Genomic DNA, 19,546 nt, shown 5'->3' with positions numbered 1-19,546 from the left:
GTGCGCGGCAGCCTGAGGAGACGGCGCCTCAGCCCGGATGCGCCGGATGCGCCGGATGCGCCGGATGCGGCCGATGTGTCCGATGCGTCCGATGTGCTCGATGGTGCCTTCGATGCCTTCGATGCCTTCACGGCAGGTCAGACGCGGACTGAGCCCGGATGGTTCGTCCCTCCTCCGGGCCGGGCGCCGACCAGGCAGCCAGCAGCAGTGATCTGGCCGCCGCCGAGGAGTAGACCGCGGCTGCCAGCCAGGCCGACGCGAAGGCGTCCGGGTCCGCTGGGAACAGACGGCCGAGGGCGTCGTGGCGGCGGTCCGCGGCTGCCTCGGACAGGGAGCGGGCGCAGTCCGCGCCCGTCGTGAGGCCCACCGAGCGCAGTCGGCGCGGGAGCTCCCCGTCGGCCGCCGCGGCGGTGACGGCGCGGCCACCCGCGACCGTACGGTCCACCGCGCGGCGCAGCAGATCCAGCTCCACGGGGAGGGCGAACCCCGTCATGGGCGGTTCCTGCGCCGCGGAGGCGGTGAGCGCCGGCGTGGGTATGTGGGTGCGGTTCAGCCGCCGCAGACCCAGGTCCGCGCGTACTCTCTCGCCGTCGTGTCCCGCCCAGGCCGCGGCGAGGGCATGGACGCCGCCCGGCCGGTCGGGAACGGCGCGGGCGATCAGCCGCAGTGCGAGTCCGGGGCGCGAGGCGAGCAGGCGCAGATTCTCCGCGTACGGCAGCTCCGGCCGCTCGTCCGGCGCGAGCAGCCGCAGCGCCGGTCCGCCGGTGACCCGGAAGCCGCCGCCGGACATCGTCCCGGTGAGGAAGAGCAGGTCGCCGCCTGCGGGGCGGGCGTCAGCGGGCTGGGCCAGCCAGTCGAGCGCGGCGGCGAGTTGAGTCGCGGGCGGTCGCTGCCAGAGCGCGTCGAGCGGCGGCTCGTGCCACTGGACGCCCGCCGCCCGTACGGAACGCAGCCGGGCGCCGCCGCCGATCCGGCCGTCCGGTGAGACGGTCGGGCTGGTCAGGATCACCCCGCCGCCGTCGCCCCACTCGCGCAGTGCCAGCGCGCAACCGCCCGGCACGGGCGAACCCGCCGCCTGAACCGCCCGCTCCGGGCCGCCCGGGGCCACGTCCGAGACCGTACGGAGGGTGCCGTCGGGCGCGATGGCGTACGTGGTCGCGCCCGCGTAGCCGGAGGCAGTGACGACCGGCTCCGTGAACAGGCCGTACAGCCGCAGGGGTTTGGCCGGTTGATACGCGCGGTGCGCGGGGGTGACCGCGTCCGCCGGTCTCCGTACGAGGTCGAGCAGCTCCGCGAGCTCGGCGGAGAGCTCGGGCAGCCGGAACGCCGGGTCCTCCGAGCGCGCCTCGCCCAGTCGCCGCGCGATCCGCACAGCGGCGGCGGAGGGCAGATGCAGCCCGGCCAGGCGTGCGGAGTGCGCGGCGTGCAGCAGCTCGGCGCGGTGGACGGCGCCGGCGGCGGTGACACCTGCGACCAGGACGGCGGTCGCGGCGGTACGGAGGGTGCGCAGGGCGGTCGCCTGGGTGGCGCTGAGGCCGGTGTGCGGGGGCAGTGATGTGGTGGGCGTGGGTGTGGCGGGTCCGGTTTCTTCGGGCGGGCTGTCCGGCTCCTCTGTTGCGTCCGCCGTGTCCGCGGGGTCTGCCGTGTCCGCGGGTTCCTCAGCGAGTGGCGCGTGCGACAGGACAGCCGCGCGGTGCAGGCAGGCCGGTGCCAGCAGGCAGCCGCACACCGCGTCGTCCGCGTGCGCCACGATTCCGGCGGTGATCTTCAGGGTCACCGACGTGTCCTCGTCCACCCGGACGCGGACCCCGTCAGGTGTGGACTCCACCGGCCAGCCGGGGACCTTCGCGAGCGCGCCGTCCACGCGCTTGCGCAGCCGGGCCGGAAGCAGGTCGAGGGCCCCGGCCGCCACTTCGGCGGTCACCGGAGGCAGTACCGCGACCTGTCCCGGTGCCTGTCCCGGTGCCTGTCCCGGTGCCGGTCCTGGAGCCGTCTCCAGGGAAGATGTGGTCGTCACCTGTGCGTACCTCCTACGCGCTCGCCGACCCAACGGGCCAGCTCCAGAGGGCTGAGTGCCGCGACAGGCATCCCCGCCGCCACCAAACGCCCCGCCACGCCCGCCGAGTAGCGCGGCCTGCCCTCGTCGTCCAGCGAGGCGCAGCCCAGGACATGACAGCCCGCGTCGACCAGTGTCCGTACCTCCGTCAGCAGCGGACCGATCGGGCCGCCCTCCTCGAAGTCGCTGATCAGGACGACCAGGGTCCGGGACGGCACGGTCACAAGCTCGCGGGCGTGGCGCAGCCCCCGCGCGATGCTTGTGCCGCCGCCGACACGGACCTCCAGCAGCAGGCTCAGCGGATCGTCCACATGGTCCGTGAGGTCGAGGACCTCGGTGGAGAAGGCGACGAAGTGCGTGCTGAGGGTGGGGACTCCGGCCAGTACGGACGCGGTGAGCGCGGACCAGATCGTCGAGGCCTCCATCGAACCCGAGACGTCGACAACGAGGATCAGCCGCCAGTCCGCCGAGCGGCGGGCCCGGGTGCGGAAGACCGGCCGCTCCGGGAGGACCGTCACCGTGCCGGTGTCCGGGTCCCGGCGGGCGGTCGCCAGGTTCGCGCGCAGGGTGCGAGCGAGGTCCAGCGGGCCGCCGGGGCGACGGGTGGGGCGCGGGTGGGCGAGGCCGGTGAGCGCGGGGCGCAGCCGGTTGGCGAGGGCGTCGGTCAACTCCCGTACCAGCCGGGCCACCAGGGGTCTCAAGCGGGCGAGCTGCTGTTCGGGCAGGCCGCCCGCGTAGGAGAGGACGGTGCGCAGCAGCTCCACGGAGGGGCGGGCGGAGGCGGGGTCCAGCTCAAGCGCGGCGTCGAGCCGCCCGGCGTCGGCGGCAGCGGCCAGCACCTCTTCGCGCACGCCGGGCCCGAAGAGCGCGGCCAGCTCCTGCGACCAGGCCCGTACATCCGGGTACGAGGCTTCGCTGCCGCCCCCGGCACCGAGGCCATCGCGGTCCTCGCCCCGGGAGCCTTCGCCCCGCCCGTGCCCGTACAACTCGTCCAGCGCGGCGGCGACCCGAGCGGCGCCGCCGGTCAGCTCCCGCCCGCGCCCAAGAAGCAACCGCCACCGCTCCCCACCGGTGAGTACGAGCCCGGGGTCCGGGTTCGCGCCATCCGCGGGGGTCGAGGGGGCCGAGGGGACCCATGGGGCCCATGGGGTCGATCCTCGGCTGCCCTGCGTGGCGGGGCTGCTGCCGCCGAGCGCCGGGACCACGCCCGCGGCGGTCGCGCTGACGAAGCCGCCCGGGTCCGGGCCGGGTGCCTGAGCCGTCGGCGGCCAGTCAGCCGATCCCGGCTTCCCCTGCGTGGCCGGGCCGCTGCCGCCGTCCGTGCGCGCTCGGCCCAGGCCCGCCGATACGTCCGCGGTGCTCACCTCTACGACGCCGCGCCGGTCTGGGTCGGGTGCCGGACATACCGGTCCCGAGGCGCTCGGGCGCTGGTCGGGTGGCGGAGCCACGGGGTCCGAGTTGCTCAGGTCCTGGCTGGGTGCCGGAAGCCCCGGGCCGGAGTCGCCCGGGTCCTCGCCAGGCACCGGAGCCGCTGGATCCGCCGGGCCCGGAGCGCTCACGCCCTTGCCGGATGCCGGCGCCACCAGATCCGAGCCGCCCCCGCCCGAGGGCGACGGGAGCCGGAACGCCCGACCGTTCGGCCCGGCCCGGGACGGGGTGTTCCCGGAGCGCCCTCCATCGGCCTCCGCCCGTACCGCCAGCGCCTCCCTCCCCGCCAGGTCCGCCGAAGCCAGCAGGGCCAGCGTCGCGGGGTCGGTCACCGGCCCCAGCAGCGTGCCCGCCGACGTGCCCGTGCGGTCATCCACCACCGCCAGCAGACGCGAACGCGCCGCGGGCGCGAGAGTGTCGAAGCCCGCCCGCAGCGCGGGCAGCCGGTCCAGGAACGCCCGGTCCGGCAGCGACTCCACCCGCTCCAGCAGCGGGTCCAGCGCCCTGCCCGTCTCCAGCAGCGGACCCGCGGCCACCAGCGCGCCGCGCAGGAACTCCGTCAGGTTCGCCCGCAGTTCCGGCGAGGTCGCGCCGTCCGCGCGGGAGGCCAGGCGCTCTCCGAACTCGCCCGGCTCCCGCTGCCCCAGCAGCACCCGCGCCGCGCCCGCCGCGCCCCGCATCAGCGGTGTCGCCCCCGCGTCCAGCCGGGCCAGGGCGTCGGCGAGGCGCAGGCCCCCGCCCACCTCGGCGGCCCGGCCCGCGAGCGCGACGAGGGCGCGGGCGTCGTCCGGCGCGGTGGAGCCCGCGAGGCCGTCGAGGGCACGCACCCCCGCGGCGGCCAGCTCCTCGTGCGCCGCGCCCACCGCGGCCCGCTCCCACTCCGCGTCGACCCCCGGCACATGACCGGACCTGATCCGGTCCAGCAGGGCCATTCCGGCGAGCAGTTCGGGCAGGGTTCCGGTGGCGGGGAGCAGCTCCGCGGTCTCCGTAAGCCGCTCCTCCGCGAGGCCGGGCAGGCCGCACCGCGTGGCGTCCGCCAGCCCGTCGAGGACCTCGGCGGCGGTCGGGCCGCCCTGCGCCTGCTCGTGGGAGCGCCGCTGCCGCAGCACTCCGGCGGCGGCCTGTTCGAGGGTCACCCCGTGCAGACCCGCCACATCCAGCATCGCCGCCGTCGACGGGGACCAGGCCACGGCCCACCGTGTGGTCAGCGCGGCGGCGTCGCCAACACCCGCGACCGCGGACTCCTCCCCGTACGGAACGCGGCAGACCGCGAGCCGCCGCAGACAGATCTCGCGGCGGCGGTCGAGGTCGGCCCTGAGCGTGTCCAGGCGCAGTTCGCGGCGGTCGGGCGCGTCCGGCACGGGCAGCTTCAACTCGCCCAGCAGCGCCTCGACGGCGGGCCCGAGCCCGGAACGCGGCGTCCCCGGCGCCAGCCGCCCCTGCCGCCGGCCCACCAGTACCCGTTCCATCGCGGCGGCCACGACGCGGCCCCGCCCCAGCAGCCGCCCCTGCGTGAGCACGGTCTGCGCGGCCTCCGCCAGCTCGCCCCGCCCGGCGGCGGGCAGCCCGCGCAGCGTCGCCAAGTCGCGGGCGACCCGGACCACTTCGCGGGCATCGACGGGACCGCTGGGGTGCCCGGCGTCACGTACGGCCGCACAGATCCGTACGGCCGTGGAGATCAGCAGCTCGTCCAGCCGCCCGGGATCGCCCGCCGCGTGGAACACACCCCGCTGCCACTCCGGGTCCCGGATGCCCGCGGGATAGCCGGAACGTTCGTCGAGCAGCGGGTACGAGTACGGCACCAGGGAGGTAATCACCCCGTCCCCCTTCCCGTACATCCGCGGCAGCGGGGTGTCCGTCATGTCCGCGCGATCGGACATCAGCGCGGGCGCGTGGAACGCCCCGACCACCGCCGCCGCGCGTTGCCCCGCGCACTCCGCGAGACGGCGTCGCATATTCGCCTCGCGTCGCAGGTCGTACGGGTCCACCGCGCCGCCCGCGTCCCGCCGCAGCGCCCAGCCGACCAGCAACGCGGCACGGCGCACCGCCTCGGGCCCCGAGCCGGGGGCGGTCGCCTCGACCAGCCGGTCCCACAGGTCGTCGCCGGGACGACCGCCCGCCCTGGCGCGGAGCGCGGCGGCGAGAGAGCCCGGAGTGTCGCCGGGGCCCGCGCCCAGGCGGGGTTCGGGTGCCGGGCCCCGAACGGGGCCCGAGGCCGCGTTCGCACCCGCGTCCGGGGTCGCGCCGCGATCGAGGCCAGGTTCCGTGCCCAGTGCCGCGCCCGAGGCCGGGTCCAGAAGGTCGTCCGAAGCCCGCGCCGCCAGCGGCAGATCGAACGGGACCACCTCCACGCCCGCCTCCCTCGCCCAGCGGATCGCCGCCAGCTCCGGCGAGAACTCCGCGAACGGCAGAAACACCAGCCCGCCGCCCCCGCCCCTGCTGCCCGCCAGCGCGACCGGCGGCACCGTCGCCGGATCCCCCAGGTGGTCCAGCCACGGCGCGAACTCCTCCGGCAGCTCCACGAACAGCACCTCCGGCGCCGCCTCCGCCAGCAGCGCGGGCACTGCCGCGGCGAGCGCGGGGGAGTGGTGCCGCACCCCGATCAGATACGGCTTGCTCCACCCCGCCAGCGAGGCCAGTGCCCTCCCGACGTCCGGCTGGTCAGGCGAGTTCATCGCGCAGCTCCCACAGCGTCCGCCACAGCGGGGCGCCGCCCTCGGCCCGCCGCCGCACCGGCCCGTCCCAGTACCCCAACAGCCGTGCGTGGTCGGCCGGATCGTCCTTGCGTACCGTGCCGAGCAGATGGCCCGGCAGCGTACGTACGACATCCCGGCCACGGCTCAGATACGCCGCGCCCAGCCCCATCGCCGTGGCGACATGGACCGCCTCGGCCGTCGACATGACTGTCGAGGGACGCTCGATCTCCCAGCCCTCGGCGCTGCGGCCGGTCCGCAGATCCCGGAACGCCGTCACCAGCGCCTCCAGTACCGCTTCGTCCACACCGAACGGCGTGCCGGTACGTGCCAGAGCCGCCGTGGCCTGCCCGCGCACCAGCTCCGTCTCGGCGTCGAGGTCGCCGATCGGGCCGACCTCCTCGAAGTTGAAGCGGCGCTTGAGGGCGGCGGACATCTCGGAGACGCCCTTGTCACGGAGATTGGCCGTGGCGATGAGGGTGAAGCCGGGCACGGCGTGCACCGTGCCGTCCGCGCCCTCCGCACCCGCCGCGCCCTCCGCCCCCGCCGTGCCGTCCGCCGCGCCGCCGCCCACGACACCCGCCAGCTCCGGCACGGACATCCGGCGCTCGGAGAGCAGCGAGACCAGAGCGTCCTGCACTTCGGGCAGACAGCGGGTGACCTCCTCGATCCGGGCCACCGCGCCCCGCGTCATCGCCGTCAGCACCGGCGAGGGCACCAGGGCCGCCCGGCTCGGGCCCTTGGCGAGGAGCATCGCGTAGTTCCAGCCGTACCGCAGCTGGTCCTCGGTCGTGCCTGCCGTGCCCTGCACGGTGAGGGTGCTGCTGCCGCACACGGCGGCGGCCAGCAGCTCGGACAGCATCGACTTGGCCGTGCCGGGCTCGCCGACGAGCAGCAGGCCCCGCTCGCCCGCCAGCGTCACCACACACCGCTCGACCAGAGCCCTGTCGCCCACGAACTTCCGGCAGACGACCAACTGCTCCCCGTCCGCCGTACGCAGTGGCTCTCCGTCGGAGCCGCAGACGAACAGCACGGCGGCGCGCGGTGTCATCCGCCATCCCGGGGGCCTCGGCCCGCCGTCGTACGCGGCGAGGAACGCCAGCTCCTCGCGGTACCGGTCCTCCGGCAGCTCCACCTGCCGCGCCCCGCTCCCGGGAACCGCGTGCCCCGCGGCCCTCCCCCCGGCAACCCCGTTCATTCCGGCCCCGTTCTTTCCGGCCCCGCTCATCGCGAGCCTCCCCTGCCACTACGGCCCTTGAACTCCTCGAACCCCGGCGCGTCGCCCTCCACGACCCGCCGCCACGCCGCCGCGTACAGCACCGCCACCGGACTGTCCGGCACCACGAAGCCGGACAGCCCCCACGGCACCATCGACGCCTTCCAGCTCTCCGCGGGCAGCCGCGGCGACTTCTGCTCCAGCCAGCCGCCGGGCAGGAAGAGCGAACGCCCCGCACGCGCCCGCTTGGCCTCCACCACCAGTTCGGTCGCGGCCAGTTCAGCTCGCGCCTTCTTCAGCCGGGCGGGCTTCCAGCCGGTCCACTCCGCCTGGTTGCGGTCGGTCGGATCGGGCAGGGCCAGCAGCATCAGATAGAGCGCCGCCGCGTCCTCGGACAGCCCGAACCGCTCCGCCGCCTCCGTCACCAGCTCCGGCACGCTGTGCGGCGGATACTGTGCCGCCCCCGCCGGTCCGTCGGCCTCTATCAGCGCCGTGAACTCCTCGCTCACCACCGTACGCAGCGCCTCCAGCGCCGGAGCCTCGCGCGCGATCCCCGCCAGCAGCTTCAGCGCCGGGTGATCGGGACCACCACCTTCCGCACCGCTGCTGTCGGCCCCCGGCAGCACCGCACCCGGCAGCACCGCCGCGGGCCGCACCCACACCGAGTCCGACTCCCTTCCGTACGGCATCGGCGTGAGCACCAACGCGTCCGTCAGCTCGACCAGGCCGCTCTTCTGGCCGCCCCTCCCGCCGTCGCGCTTCAGCGGCAGTCCGTACGCCTCGCGCAGCCGCACCGCCGTCGCGGCGCCCTCGGTGTCCCAGTCCACGCCGAGATCGAGCAGCAGCCCGGGGTCGGCCAGCCGCTCCCGCACCATCCGCAGCGTGACGGGCAGGACCTCGCGCAGCGGATCGCCGTACGGCAGCCGGTACGCGAGCCAGCGCAGCACCGTGACATACGCGGTCAGCGTGGACGCCACGAGCAGCTGCTCCGGCTGCTCCGGACGCAACACGCCGTTGCTGCCGTGGCCGCCGTTGTGGCCCCCGGCACCCCCGGCCCCCTCGTCGCCGTATCGCTGTTCGGTACGGCCGGTGAGGTGGCTCTGCGCCTCGGGATTGAGCGCCCAGTCGAGGATCGGACCGGGCCCGAACTCGGCCACCGCGCGGGTGACCAGCCACGCGGGCGCGACGCGCCGCTTGCCGCGCGCCGCCAGCCAGGAGTGGGTCAGCGGCTCCAGATCGAAGCCCTTCGTCCACAGCTCCGCCACCCGCTCCGGCTCGGTCGGCACCAGCAGCGCGGCGTACTTCTGCCGCTGCGCCGCCGAGAGCGCGCCCAGCATGCTGCGTCCGGCCTGCGCCTCGGCGCTCTTGGCCCCGAGGGGCGCGAGATACTCCGCGGTCAGCAGCTCGTCCCTGCCGTACCCGGTGACGCCCGGCAGCCCGAGCTGCAACAGCGCGCCCGCCACCGCGCCGACCCCGACCTGTTCCGCGAAGTCCTGTGCCTGCTCCGGCCGGTACGGCAGCGGCCCGCGCTCCCGCGTCAGCTCCACCATCCGCCGCACCGCGGCCGCCCGCGGCGGATCGTCCGCCGCGCCGGCGACCTGGGAGTCGGTGAGCGTGAACCCGTCCCAGGCGCCGAACGCCCCGGCGGGGTCGTACTCGATGCCGTCCCAGTACGCGTGGTCGCCGTAGTAGCGCCCACAGGCGACGATCAGCAGTCGGCGCGCACCCGAGTGGTGAACCTCGCCGAGCCGTTGCCGAGCCTGCGGGACCTGCTCCGCGCGCAGCTGCACGGTCCGCAGCCGTCCGCGCGGATCGACCAGCACCGCATCGCCGTCCGCCGCCCGCACAGCCAGCATCGCGTCGAGGAACTCCAGCAGCGCCGCGCGGTGTGTTTCGTCGGTGACCGGAGACGCGGCCCGCAGCGCGAGCGCCGCCGCACCGGGCCCGGTGAGCGTCTGCCAGGCCACGCCCGTACCGGCCGACTCCTCCTCCCCCTTCTCGGTGTTCGCCTCCGAGGCCGGCACGTCTTCTGCCAGCCCCCCTTGCAGCAGGCGGAGTTGGGTGAGCGCAGCGGTGGTGTCCGAACCGGAGCGGAAATAGCCGTACGAACCTCCGCCGGCCAGTCCCTTCACGGCCTCGATCACCACCCCGTCGTAGGCGTGCCGCACCACCGGCTCGGCCCGCTCGCCGGTAGTCTCCCGCTGCCTCTTCGCCGCATGCTTGGCCAGCACGCCGATGCGCTTGCCGTGCCGCGCGGCCTCCTCGACCAGTCCGGCCACGCCCGCCACCAGCCCGGGGTGAGTGACCTCGGGCAGCAACTGCCGTACGGCCGCGTCCGGCTCGGCTCCTTCCGCCACGGCCGCCAGCAGCGCCACGGCGTCCGCGTCCGTCACCGCCCGCAGCGCCGTCGAACCGCGCTCGTCGCGTGGCCGCAGCGCATGCCAGTAGCCGAGGGGCGGGACCAAGGGGGTGCCCGCGGCGTGCGCCCCGCCCCGGTCGCCCTCCTGGAACCTGGCCAGGCAGATGCCTTCGGTGTCGTACAGCGCGAGCTCTCCAGCGAAGCCGCGGGACTCGCGCGGATGGAGCACTGCCCCGCCCGGCAGCCGCAGCGGCGGCAGCGGAATGCCCTGCCTCAGGTGCTCGATCCGGCTGCCGCGCGGCAACTCCACCGCGGGGCTGCGGCTGCCGTCCACCGAGCAGGCGGTGAGCGTCCGTGCCTGCGCGTCGTACCGCACCCACCAGCCAAGCAGCCCGTCCTTGCTGCCGAACGGAGAGGACTCCAGACCCGGTTGTACGGGCAGCAGGCGGCAGGACCGCTCCATCAGTCTGCCCACGCCCACGCCCACGCCCACGCCTGCGCCCGCAGACCTGCCCACGCCCGCGCCCGCAGACCCGCCCGCGTCCTCTGCCAGTGCCGAGTCGAAGAAGGCGGGCGGCGAGGCCCGTCCCCTGCGGGCCGACTCCGGGTCGTACTCCCACCAGTGGCCCTCGTGCAGCACCCACACCGAGATGCCGTCCGACGCGACCGGCCGCTGCTCCGCCGCGAACGAGGTGTCACCCGCGTGGACCGGCCGTCCGCCGAAGGTGCGGCTGCCGTCCGGCAGCGCCAGCGTCGGCGTCTGGAACGAGGACCAGTTGTCGTCGATGTCGTCGCCGTCCGGCTTGAACACCTCCGCGGGCCGCCCCGACCAGCGCGCCCGCCGGTCCGCGCCATGGCCATGGGCGATCAGCCACTGGCCGCCCACATAACGGACCGTCGGCACCGCCCAGGAGGACGACGACCGCACCGGCAGCGTCAGCGTCTGCCGGTCCAGCACGCCGTCCGGGCCCACCGCCACGACCCGCATGCCGACTCGCACCACCAGCGCGGGCCAGGCGTCCGCCAGGCGGTACCACTCGTCGGCCAGATAGCCGTGCCGTTGCCCGGCGGCCTTGGCATTGACCTTGCCCAGCTCCGGCAGGGCCTCCTCCAGCGCGGGCCAGCCCAGCTCGTCCAGGATGCCCGCGCGCAGCGTGCGCGCCAGCGCCCCGGCCGGGGAGACGGCGGTGATACGGGCCACGGCCTCGGGCGCCGCCGCCAGCACGGACGGCACGGCGAACTTCGCCAGCCGCCCGAGCAGTTCGTCCAGCCTCGGCAGCCCGAGGGGTCGCGACAGGTCATCGGCCCGGTCGGCCAGCCACCCGGCGAGCACCGTGCGCAGCGCCGGATGGTCAGCGATCCGGCGCAGCTGGGCCGACGCCTCATGGGTGCCCGCCGCCCGCTCGACGCCGCCGCGCAGCAGCCGCGCGAACCGGGGATCGGCGGCCACGGCCGCCAGATCCCTGCGCCCCTCCCGGCCGTCCCCCAGCCACGGCTCAAGCTCCAGGGTCTCCATCTCGTCCGAGGGGGACACGACCGGCACCCCCAGTGCCAGGCAGGCGTCGAGGAGATCCAGGTCCACGGTGGTGCGCCAGCCGCTGCCGCGCAGCAGCCGCACCGGCGCACCGTCCGCGATCAGCCGGTCCGCGAGCCGCTCCACCAGGGACAGTTCGGCCGCGAGCCGCTTCATGCCCCGCCAGCCGCGCTGCCGGTGTTTACTCCAGGACGACAGCCACTCCGCCGCCGAGACCGCCCCCTCAGCCTCGCTGGTCCTGTCCGCCGCATCCGTCAGCAGCGCGAGCGCGCCGCACTTGTCCAGCAGCGCCAGCCAGGCCTCGTCGAACTCCTCCGGGCTGTCGCCGCCCGTCACCGGCAGCAGCGCGAGCAGCCGCTGCCGTACGGCCATGTCCTGGGCGGCCAGGTGCGCCAGCGCGGGCAGGGCCGACTTCCAGAAGCCGCCCGCCGCACGGTTCATCGCTCCCGTATGGATGATCTCGGCGATCAGCGAGCGCTCCTCGGCGGCGGCGTCCAGACCCGCGCCCTTCGCGAGCCGCCGCAGATCCTCCAGCATGCCCGCGTACGGGGTGAGCCCGGCCGCGCACCGCTCCAGGGAAACCGCCCTGAACTGCGCGTACGCCGTGGGCGGCGACAGCCTGGCCGCCAACCCCTTCGCGTACTCCCGCAGTGCCTTGCCGCTCAGCGCGCCCGCCCCCGCGAACTCAAGGAAGATCTCCCGCAGCCGCTCCTCGTCCACCTCCAGCGCATGCCGCTGTTCCGCCGCCCGCGCCTTGCCGAAGAACACCGAGGCGTGCTGCTGCGACTCGGCGGCCAGGAACAGCCGCGCCGCCTGCTCGTAGAAGGTCGGCAGGAAATGCGGTACGGAACGGTCCAGCCGTTCACCGATCTCGTCGAAGCCTTCCTTGGCGAGCCCCGGCTTGGTCGCGACGAGCCGCGTGAGCCGCTCCATCTCCTTGACGACGGCCAGCGCGTGATGACCGTTCGCCGGGTCGTGGACCAGCGCCCAGGCGGGGAAGCCGAGCGACTGCCGCCGCACGCGGCCCACCGGCGCCGAGCCGGAACCGGTGAAGCCCAGATACTCCAGGGCCAGATCCTCGGCGGGGGCGATCGCCTCCGGCACCAGCCGCACCACCGTGCGGCCGTCCAGCACCGGATGCTCGTACGCCCGCGCCGACAGTTGGTCGCCCTGCCCCCGCGCCGTACTCCGCTTCCTGCTCCGCCCCTTATGGCTCCCGAGCGGCAGCACCGCCCCGGCCTCCAGCAACCCGTCCACCGTTCCCCCTGTCGTACCTCGTACCGCCGCGCCGTCCCCTGCCGCTACCGCCGTGCTCACAGCAGCCCCTCCTGGTCGTCCGCGACCACCCGGCCCGCGTACACCAGCGCGGCCATCCGCTCGCCCTCGGACCAGGCGACCGGCCCCACCTCGGCGAGCGGCAGCCGCCGCCCCGCTTTGTCCCGCCACTCCAGCGACCCGGTCACGGACTCCGCATCCGGGTAGTCGTCCCCCAGCCAGTACGCCGCCTCCAGCGCCCGGCCGTCCTCCACCAGCGGGCACACGGCCTGGCCGCCGCGCACCCGGTAGCCGAGCGAGACAGCCCGCGCGGTCGCATGGCGCAGCTGCTCGAACTTTCCGTTGGCGTACGCCTGCCAGTCCTGGCCGGGCGCGTCCCCGGGCCGCCGCCACACCTCGCGGAACAGCTGCTCGACCCCCTGCGCGACCTCCAGCTCCACCGCGAACTCCCGCAGCTCGTCGAGGTCTTCGAGGAGCACGGGATGCGGGATCAGGACGGTCTCGCACTCCAGGCGCACCGAGTCGCCGTCCAGGTCCACGATCCCCGCGCCCTTGTCCGGATCCGCGTCCCGCAGCAGCCCGGCGCGCTCCATGTCGGCCGTCCCGTCCGCCGCCACCGGGGCCACCACCAGGTCGCGCAGCGCCGCCTGCCAGGCCGAGTCCGGCCACACCCGCCCCAGCAGCGCCACCGGAACCGGCAGCGAGCGCACCAGCCAGGCGTCCACCTGCTCCCGGCACTCCCGCTCATGCCGCTCCAGCCACTGGGCCAGCTGCCTCAGCCGTACGACCTCGGCGTCGTCCCGCAGCTTGCCCGGGACCTGCTTCAGCGCACGCCCCGCCGCATTCCTGCAGAGCACTTTTGTGCCGTCCAGCGTGACGGCGTAGCCGCCGCTTTCCGTCTCGATCCAGCCCATGACAGGACCGCCTCCCCGACGTTCCGGTTCCAATGCCGATGACAGTAGGTGACGGGTCTGACAACGCCGACCGGCGGCCGGTGAGGCTGTGGAAAACACCCGTGACCCTTACGCAACGGCCCGGCAACCTGCGCCCGGCACCATCGGTTCATGACGGAGACGGAGACGGAGACGGAGACGGCACACCTTCGTGAGTCCTTGCCCCTCGACAGCACAGCGCAGCTGCTCTCGCACATCTCCACGCAGCTCGGCACTCAGCTGAGACACGTCACACTGAACGGAACCCGCAGGCGTATGCCCCACACCGACCGGCACATCGAACGGCACACGGACCGGTCCACGGACCGGCCCACCCTCGTCGCCGTCGCCCACGGCAGCCGCGATCCGCGCGCCCTGTCCACCGTCACCGCGCTCCTCGACCGGGTCCGCGAACTGCGCCCCGGTCTCGATGTCCGCCTCGGCCACATCGAACTGAACGCGCCACTCCTGCCCGAAACGCTCGGCGCTCTCGGACACAAGAGCGGGGCCGTTCTCGTACCCCTGATGCTGAGCCGCGGCTACCACGTCAAACAGGACCTGCCGCAGGCCGCCGCCGCCTTCCCCGGCGCGCACATCCGCATCGCCGCCCCGCTCGGCCCGCACCCCCTCCTCGTGGAGGCCCTCCGCTCCCGGCTCGTCGAGGCGGGCTGGCGCCCCGAGGACGGCGCAAGCCGCCGCACCGGCGTCGTCCTGGCCGCCGCCGGCTCGCGCGACCCCGAATCGGCCGCCGACACCCGCCACACCGCCGACCTGCTGAGCGAGCGCCTCGGCGGGGTGCCCGTCGTCCCCGCGTACGCCTCCGCCGCCGCGCCCACCGTCCCCGAGGCCGTCCGCGCCCTCACCGCCCGGGGCCGCGACCGGATCGCCGTCGCCTCCTACTTCGCGTTCCCCGGCCTCTTCGCGACCGGCAGCGCCGACCTCGCGCCCTGGATCGCCGCGGCGCCGATCGGCGCGCATCCGGCGCTGGCGCGACTGCTGCTTCTGCGCTACGACAACGCCGTAACGGCACAGCACGCCCCGACCACTGCCGCTGCCGCTGCCACTGCCACTGAACGGCGGGAACTCGCCGCGGCGTAGGAGGCCGACCTCCCGGCTGTCACTGTCGCCGGTTACCTTCTGTACATGGAAGGCACCACCGGCACACCCGAACACGTCTCTGACACCGTCTCTGGCACAGTCCCTGACACCTACGACGAGGCGGCCACCGCGCGCTGGGCGGCCGAGCCCGACAAACGTCCAGGCCGTACCGCCTTCCAGCGCGACCGCGCGCGCGTGCTGCACTCCTCCGCGCTGCGCCGCCTCGCGGGCAAGACCCAAGTGGTCACCCCCGGGACCCGTAACGAAGCCTGGGACGCCAGCCCGCGCACCCGCCTCACCCACTCCCTGGAATGCGCCCAGGTCGGCCGGGAGCTGGGCGCGGCCCTCGGCTGCGACCCCGATCTGGTCGAGACCGCGTGCCTCGCCCATGACCTGGGCCACCCGCCCTTCGGGCACAACGGCGAGCAGGCGCTCAACGACTTCGCCAAGGACTGCGGCGGCTTCGAGGGCAACGCCCAGTCGCTGAGGCTACTGACCCGTATCGAGCCCAAGCGGTTCGTCCACGACGACACGCGAAGCGCCCCGGGTGAGCAGAACGGCGAGCTGGTCAGCGTCGGCCTCAACCTCACCCGCGCGGCCCTGGACGCCGCCACCAAGTACCCCTGGCCGCGCGGCGCGCACCCCACCGACCCCGACTCGGTGAAATTCGGCGTGTACGAGGACGACCTGCCCGTCTTCGAATGGGCCCGCCAGGGCGCACCGCCGTACCGCACCTGCTTCGAGGCCCAGGTCATGGACTGGTCCGACGACGTGGCGTACTCCGTGCACGACTTCGAGGACAGCCTGCACGCCGGTCACCTCGACCCCGCCCTTCTCCTCTCCGAGCCCGAGCGGAACGACATCTGGGCGGTCGCCATCGGCCGGTACGTACCGAAGGACACCGATCCGCAGGAGCTGGCCGACGCCCTCGACCGCCTCCTCGGCCAGGAGTGGTGGCCGCACCACTACGACGGCTCGGCCGTCGCCCAGGGCAGGCTGAAGGACGCGACGAGCCAGCTCATCGGCCGGTTCTGCCTCGCCGCCGAGGGAGCGACGCGCCAGGCGTACGGCTCCGGGCGGCTCAGCAGGTACGGCGCCGAGCTCGTCGTCCCGCGCGCCGCCCGCAACGAATGCGCAGTCCTCAAGGCCGTCGCCGACCGTTACGTCATGCAGCGCGCCGAGCAGGAGGCCCTCCGCGCCGACCAGCGCATCGTCCTGACCGAACTGGCCGAGGCGCTCACGGCCCGCGCCCCTGAAGGCCTCGATCCACAGTTCCGCGCCCTGTTCGACACCGCGCCGGACGACCGGGCGCGCAAGCGGGTGATCGTGGACCATCTGGCCTCCCTCACGGACGCCTCCGCGCGCACCCTGCACACCCACCTCACCGCCCCGCGATGACACACCTGCGCTCACTCCCTCTTCCGCCACCACGCTCCTTGCGGGACGCTCGCTGCAGACCGGCGGGCAGCGTAGAAGCGATGAGCAGCGCAGCGGCAGCGTAGAAGCAGCGCAGAAGCAAAGAGGAGGCATCAAGTGGTCGACGCACATCGGACATTCGTCATCGTCGGCGGTGGACTGGCCGGAGCCAAAGCGGCGGAGACCCTCCGCGCCGAGGGATTCACCGGGCGAGTGATCCTCATCGGTGACGAACGCGACCACCCTTATGAACGCCCGCCGCTGTCCAAGGGCTACCTGTCGGGCAAGGAGGAGCGCGACAGCGTCTTCGTCCACGAACCGGCCTGGTACGCCAGGGCCGACGTCGAACTGCACCTCGGCCAGACCGTCGTCGCCATCGACCGCGAGGCCAGGACCGTACGGCTCGGCGAGGGCGGCACCGTACTGCACTACGACAAGCTGCTCCTGGCCACCGGCGCCGAACCGCGCCGCCTCGATATCCCCGGCACCAGCCTCGCCGGCGTCCACCACCTGCGCCGCCTCGCCCACGCCGACCGGCTGCGCCGCGTACTCACCACCCTCGGCCGCGACAACGGCCACCTGGTCATCGCGGGCGCGGGCTGGATCGGCCTGGAGGTCGCGGCTGCGGCCCGCGGCTACGGCGCCGAGGTCACCGTCGTCGAACCGGAGTCCACCCCCCTCTACCAGGTCATCGGCCCCGAGCTGGGCCAGGTTTTCACCGAACTGCACCGCGCGCACGGCGTCCGGTTCCACTTCGGCGCCCGCCTCACCGAGATCACCGGCCAGGACGGCGTGGTGCTCGCGGCCCGTACGGACGACGGCGAGGAGCACCCGGCGCACGACGTGCTCGCCGCGATCGGCGCGGCCCCGCGCACCGCGCTGGCCGAGGCCGCCGGGCTCGACCTCGCCGACCGGGCGCACGGCGGCGGCATCGCCGTCGACGCGGGCCTGCGCACCTCCGACCCCGACATCTACGCGGCGGGCGACGTCGCCTCCGCCCACCACCCGCTGCTCGGCTCCCGGCTGCGCGTGGAGCACTGGGCGAACGCCCTCAACGGCGGCCCGGCCGCCGCGCGCGCGATGCTCGGCCTGGAGGTCAGCTACGACCGGGTCCCGTACTTCTTCTCCGACCAGTACGACCTGGGCCTGGAGTACTCGGGCTGGGCGCCGCCCGGCTCGTACGACCAGGTTGTGCTGCGCGGCGATGTCGGCAAGCGCGAATTCATCGCCTTCTGGCTGAAGGACGGCAAGGTGCTCGCCGGGATGAATGTGAATGTGTGGGACGTCACGGAGCACATCCAGCAGCTGATCCGCGCCGATTCACCGGTGGACGTCGACGCGCTGGGCGACCCGTCCGTACCGCTTGCCTCGCTCCACGTCACCGGATGAGCAAGAGCGACGGGAGTGTCACCGCGCCACCGTAGACTTCACGCGTGGCAGGCAGGATCAACGACGACGACGTGAAGGCGGTACGGGACGCGGTCCCGATCGACGCCGTTGTTTCGGAGTACCTCCAGCTGCGCAGCGCAGGCGGCGGAAACCTCAAAGGCCTCTGCCCCTTCCACGACGAGAAGTCCCCCTCCTTCCAGGTCAGCCCCAGCAAGGGTCTCTTCCACTGCTTCGGCTGCCAGGAGGGCGGCGACACGATCGCCTTCGTGATGAAGATCGACCACCTCACCTTCTCGGAGACGGTCGAGCGCCTCGCCGCGACGGCGGGCATCACCCTGCGCTACGAGGAGGGCGGGTACAACCCCACCCACCAGCGCGGCGAACGCATCCGCCTGGTCGAGGCGCACAAAATCGCCGCGCAGTTCTACATCGAGCAGCTGGAGACCGGCCCCGAGGCCGAAACCGGCCGCAAATTCCTCGCCGAGCGCGGCTTCGACCACGCCGCCGCCCAGCATTTCAGCGTCGGCTACAGCCCGCAGGGCTGGGACCATCTCACCCGCTATCTGCGCGGCAAGGGCTTCAGCGACAAGGAACTGATCCTCTCCGGCCTCTCCCAGGACGGCCGCCGCGGCCCCATCGACCGCTTCCGCGGGCGCCTGATGTGGCCGATCCGCGACATCTCGGGCGATGTCGTCGGCTTCGGAGCGCGCAAGCTGTACGAGAGCGACAACGGCCCGAAGTACCTCAACACCCCCGAAACCGGCATCTACAAGAAGTCGCAGATGCTGTACGGCATCGATCTCGCCAAGAAGGAGATCGCCAAGACCAGCACGGCCGTGGTGGTCGAGGGCTACACCGACGTGATGGCCTGCCACCTCGCGGGCGTCACCACCGCCATCGCCACCTGCGGCACCTCCTTCGGCGGCGACCACATCAAGATCCTGCGCCGGCTGCTGATGGACAACGCCACCGCCGAGGTGATCTTCACCTTCGACGGTGACGCGGCCGGCCAGAAGGCCGCGCTGCGCGCCTTCGAGGACGACCAGAAGTTCGCCGCCGAAACGTCGATCGCGATCACCCCGGGCGGCATGGACCCGTGTGAGTTGCGCCTCGCGGAGGGCGACAAAGGTGTGCGCAAGCTGGTCGACACGCGTACGCCGCTGTTCGAGTTCGCGATCCGCCATGTGGTGTCCCGGCACAACCTGGAGACCCCCGCGGGGCGGGCCACCGCGCTGGACGAGGCCGCACCGATCGTCGCGGGCATCAAGAACATCGCCATCCAGCACGAATCGGCCGTGCAGCTCGCGGGCATCCTCGGCATCCTCGACACGCAGTTCGTGGTCAAGCGGGTCGCCCAGCTCGCCCGCTGGGCCCGCGACCGCGGCGGACGCGGCCCGGCCACCGCGCCCGGTCGTGGCGCTGCCGCCGCCCCCCAGCAGGCCCCGGCGCAGGCGTACGGGGGACCGTCCGGCCCAGCCCTCAATCTGCGCAGCCCCGCCCACCGCACCGAGCGCGAGCTGCTCAAGCTCGCCCTCCAGTACCCGGGCCTGGTCTCCCCGGCCTTCGACGCGTACGGCGTCGACGAGTTCACCGCCCCGCCGTACGCCGCGGTGCGCCAGACCATCGCGGAGGCGGGCGGCGCCGAACAGGGCATCCAGGACAGCCCCGAATACCTGGCCCAGGTCCGCGACACCGCACCGAACGACACCGTGCGCGCCATGGTGACCGAGCTCGCCGTCGAAGCCATCCTTGCGAGGACGGTCGACGAGTCCTACGCGGCCAACCAACTGGTCCAGGTCCGCCGGCGCGCGGTCGACCGCCGCATCCGCGAACTCCAGGGCACGCACGCCCGCCTCGGCCCGAACGACGATCCGGAGCACATCGCGGCCGTGACGAATGAACTGTGGGTGCTCCAGCAGTACGCCCGGGCCCTGGACAATCAGGGCGCGGACGCCCTCTAACCCGCCCTAGAGGTACCAGATCGCGCTTCGGTAACCGCCCGGTCACGCACGGGACGCAAAAAGTCCCCGCACGCCCCTCGTGGCAGCGATGTGTCGTACCCCACACTGGGGTGCGGTGCCTGAGTCCCCGGAGCGCGGCCGGTCCACCCACAGTGGACCTCTCACCCGCGGATCCGTTCATCGTGTACG

Annotated in this window: 9 protein-coding genes; 4 read left to right on the top strand and 5 right to left on the bottom strand. The window is 74.0% G+C overall.

Annotated features, from left to right (window positions below; all coding sequences use genetic code 11):
• Positions 1-127: 127 nt before the first annotated feature.
• From ACIHCQ_RS37520 to ACIHCQ_RS37500, 5 genes are read right to left on the bottom strand one after another with little or no spacing between them, the layout of a single operon-like run.
• Positions 128-2,017, bottom strand: a complete 1,890-nt coding sequence (locus ACIHCQ_RS37520; RefSeq protein WP_399672807.1) for a hypothetical protein — start codon at positions 2,015-2,017, stop codon at positions 128-130.
• Positions 2,014-6,159, bottom strand: coding sequence for a DUF5682 family protein (locus tag ACIHCQ_RS37515; RefSeq protein ID WP_399672805.1), 4,146 nt, complete (start codon positions 6,157-6,159; stop codon positions 2,014-2,016). The genes ACIHCQ_RS37520 and ACIHCQ_RS37515 overlap by 4 nt, the downstream gene beginning before the upstream one ends.
• Complete coding sequence (locus ACIHCQ_RS37510; protein WP_399672842.1) at positions 6,146-7,375, bottom strand: AAA family ATPase; 1,230 nt, start codon at positions 7,373-7,375, stop codon at positions 6,146-6,148. Before ACIHCQ_RS37510 ends, ACIHCQ_RS37515 begins: the two co-directional genes overlap by 14 nt.
• 26 nt (positions 7,376-7,401) lie before the next feature.
• On the bottom strand, positions 7,402-12,603 hold the full coding sequence (locus ACIHCQ_RS37505) for a hypothetical protein (RefSeq protein ID WP_399672803.1): 5,202 nt from the start codon (positions 12,601-12,603) through the stop codon (positions 7,402-7,404).
• Positions 12,600-13,475: a DUF4132 domain-containing protein gene (locus ACIHCQ_RS37500; RefSeq protein WP_399672801.1), complete on the bottom strand. Its 876-nt coding sequence runs from the start codon at positions 13,473-13,475 to the stop codon at positions 12,600-12,602. The genes ACIHCQ_RS37505 and ACIHCQ_RS37500 overlap by 4 nt, the downstream gene beginning before the upstream one ends.
• Positions 13,476-13,625: 150 nt before the next feature.
• Between ACIHCQ_RS37500 and ACIHCQ_RS37495 the strand changes: the two genes are divergently transcribed.
• The 4 genes from ACIHCQ_RS37495 (at position 13,626) to dnaG (ending at position 19,357) form a co-directional block, all read left to right on the top strand.
• Entirely contained in the window at positions 13,626-14,591 is a 966-nt protein-coding gene (locus ACIHCQ_RS37495) for a sirohydrochlorin chelatase (RefSeq protein ID WP_399672799.1), read from the top strand.
• 45 nt (positions 14,592-14,636) lie between these two features.
• Positions 14,637-15,989: a deoxyguanosinetriphosphate triphosphohydrolase gene (locus ACIHCQ_RS37490; RefSeq protein ID WP_399672797.1), complete on the top strand. Its 1,353-nt coding sequence runs from the start codon at positions 14,637-14,639 to the stop codon at positions 15,987-15,989.
• 135 nt (positions 15,990-16,124) lie between these two features.
• Positions 16,125-17,396 (top strand): NAD(P)/FAD-dependent oxidoreductase, encoded by a 1,272-nt coding sequence (locus tag ACIHCQ_RS37485; protein ID WP_399672795.1) that lies wholly within the window; start codon positions 16,125-16,127, stop codon positions 17,394-17,396.
• Between the two features lie 44 nt (positions 17,397-17,440).
• Entirely contained in the window at positions 17,441-19,357 is a 1,917-nt protein-coding gene (dnaG, locus tag ACIHCQ_RS37480) for a DNA primase (protein ID WP_399672793.1), read from the top strand.
• Positions 19,358-19,546: the final 189 nt, after the last annotated feature.

This window comes from Streptomyces sp. NPDC052236 (assembly GCF_044548015.1).
Lineage (GTDB): Bacteria > Actinomycetota > Actinomycetes > Streptomycetales > Streptomycetaceae > Streptomyces.
This window is presented reverse-complemented; position numbering and strand designations above follow the sequence as displayed.

What these genes read in the sequence shown, in the direction of transcription:
- ACIHCQ_RS37515 (WP_399672805.1), bottom strand. Translation starts at nt 6,159, where the DNA reads ATGAACTCGCCTGACCAGCCGGACGTCGGGAGGGCACTGGCCTCGCTG.
- ACIHCQ_RS37510 (WP_399672842.1), bottom strand. Translation starts at nt 7,375, where the DNA reads ATGAACGGGGTTGCCGGGGGGAGGGCCGCGGGGCACGCGGTTCCCGGG.
- ACIHCQ_RS37500 (WP_399672801.1), bottom strand. Translation starts at nt 13,475, where the DNA reads ATGGGCTGGATCGAGACGGAAAGCGGCGGCTACGCCGTCACGCTGGAC.
- ACIHCQ_RS37495 (WP_399672799.1), top strand. Translation starts at nt 13,626, where the DNA reads ATGACGGAGACGGAGACGGAGACGGAGACGGCACACCTTCGTGAGTCC.
- ACIHCQ_RS37490 (WP_399672797.1), top strand. Translation starts at nt 14,637, where the DNA reads ATGGAAGGCACCACCGGCACACCCGAACACGTCTCTGACACCGTCTCT.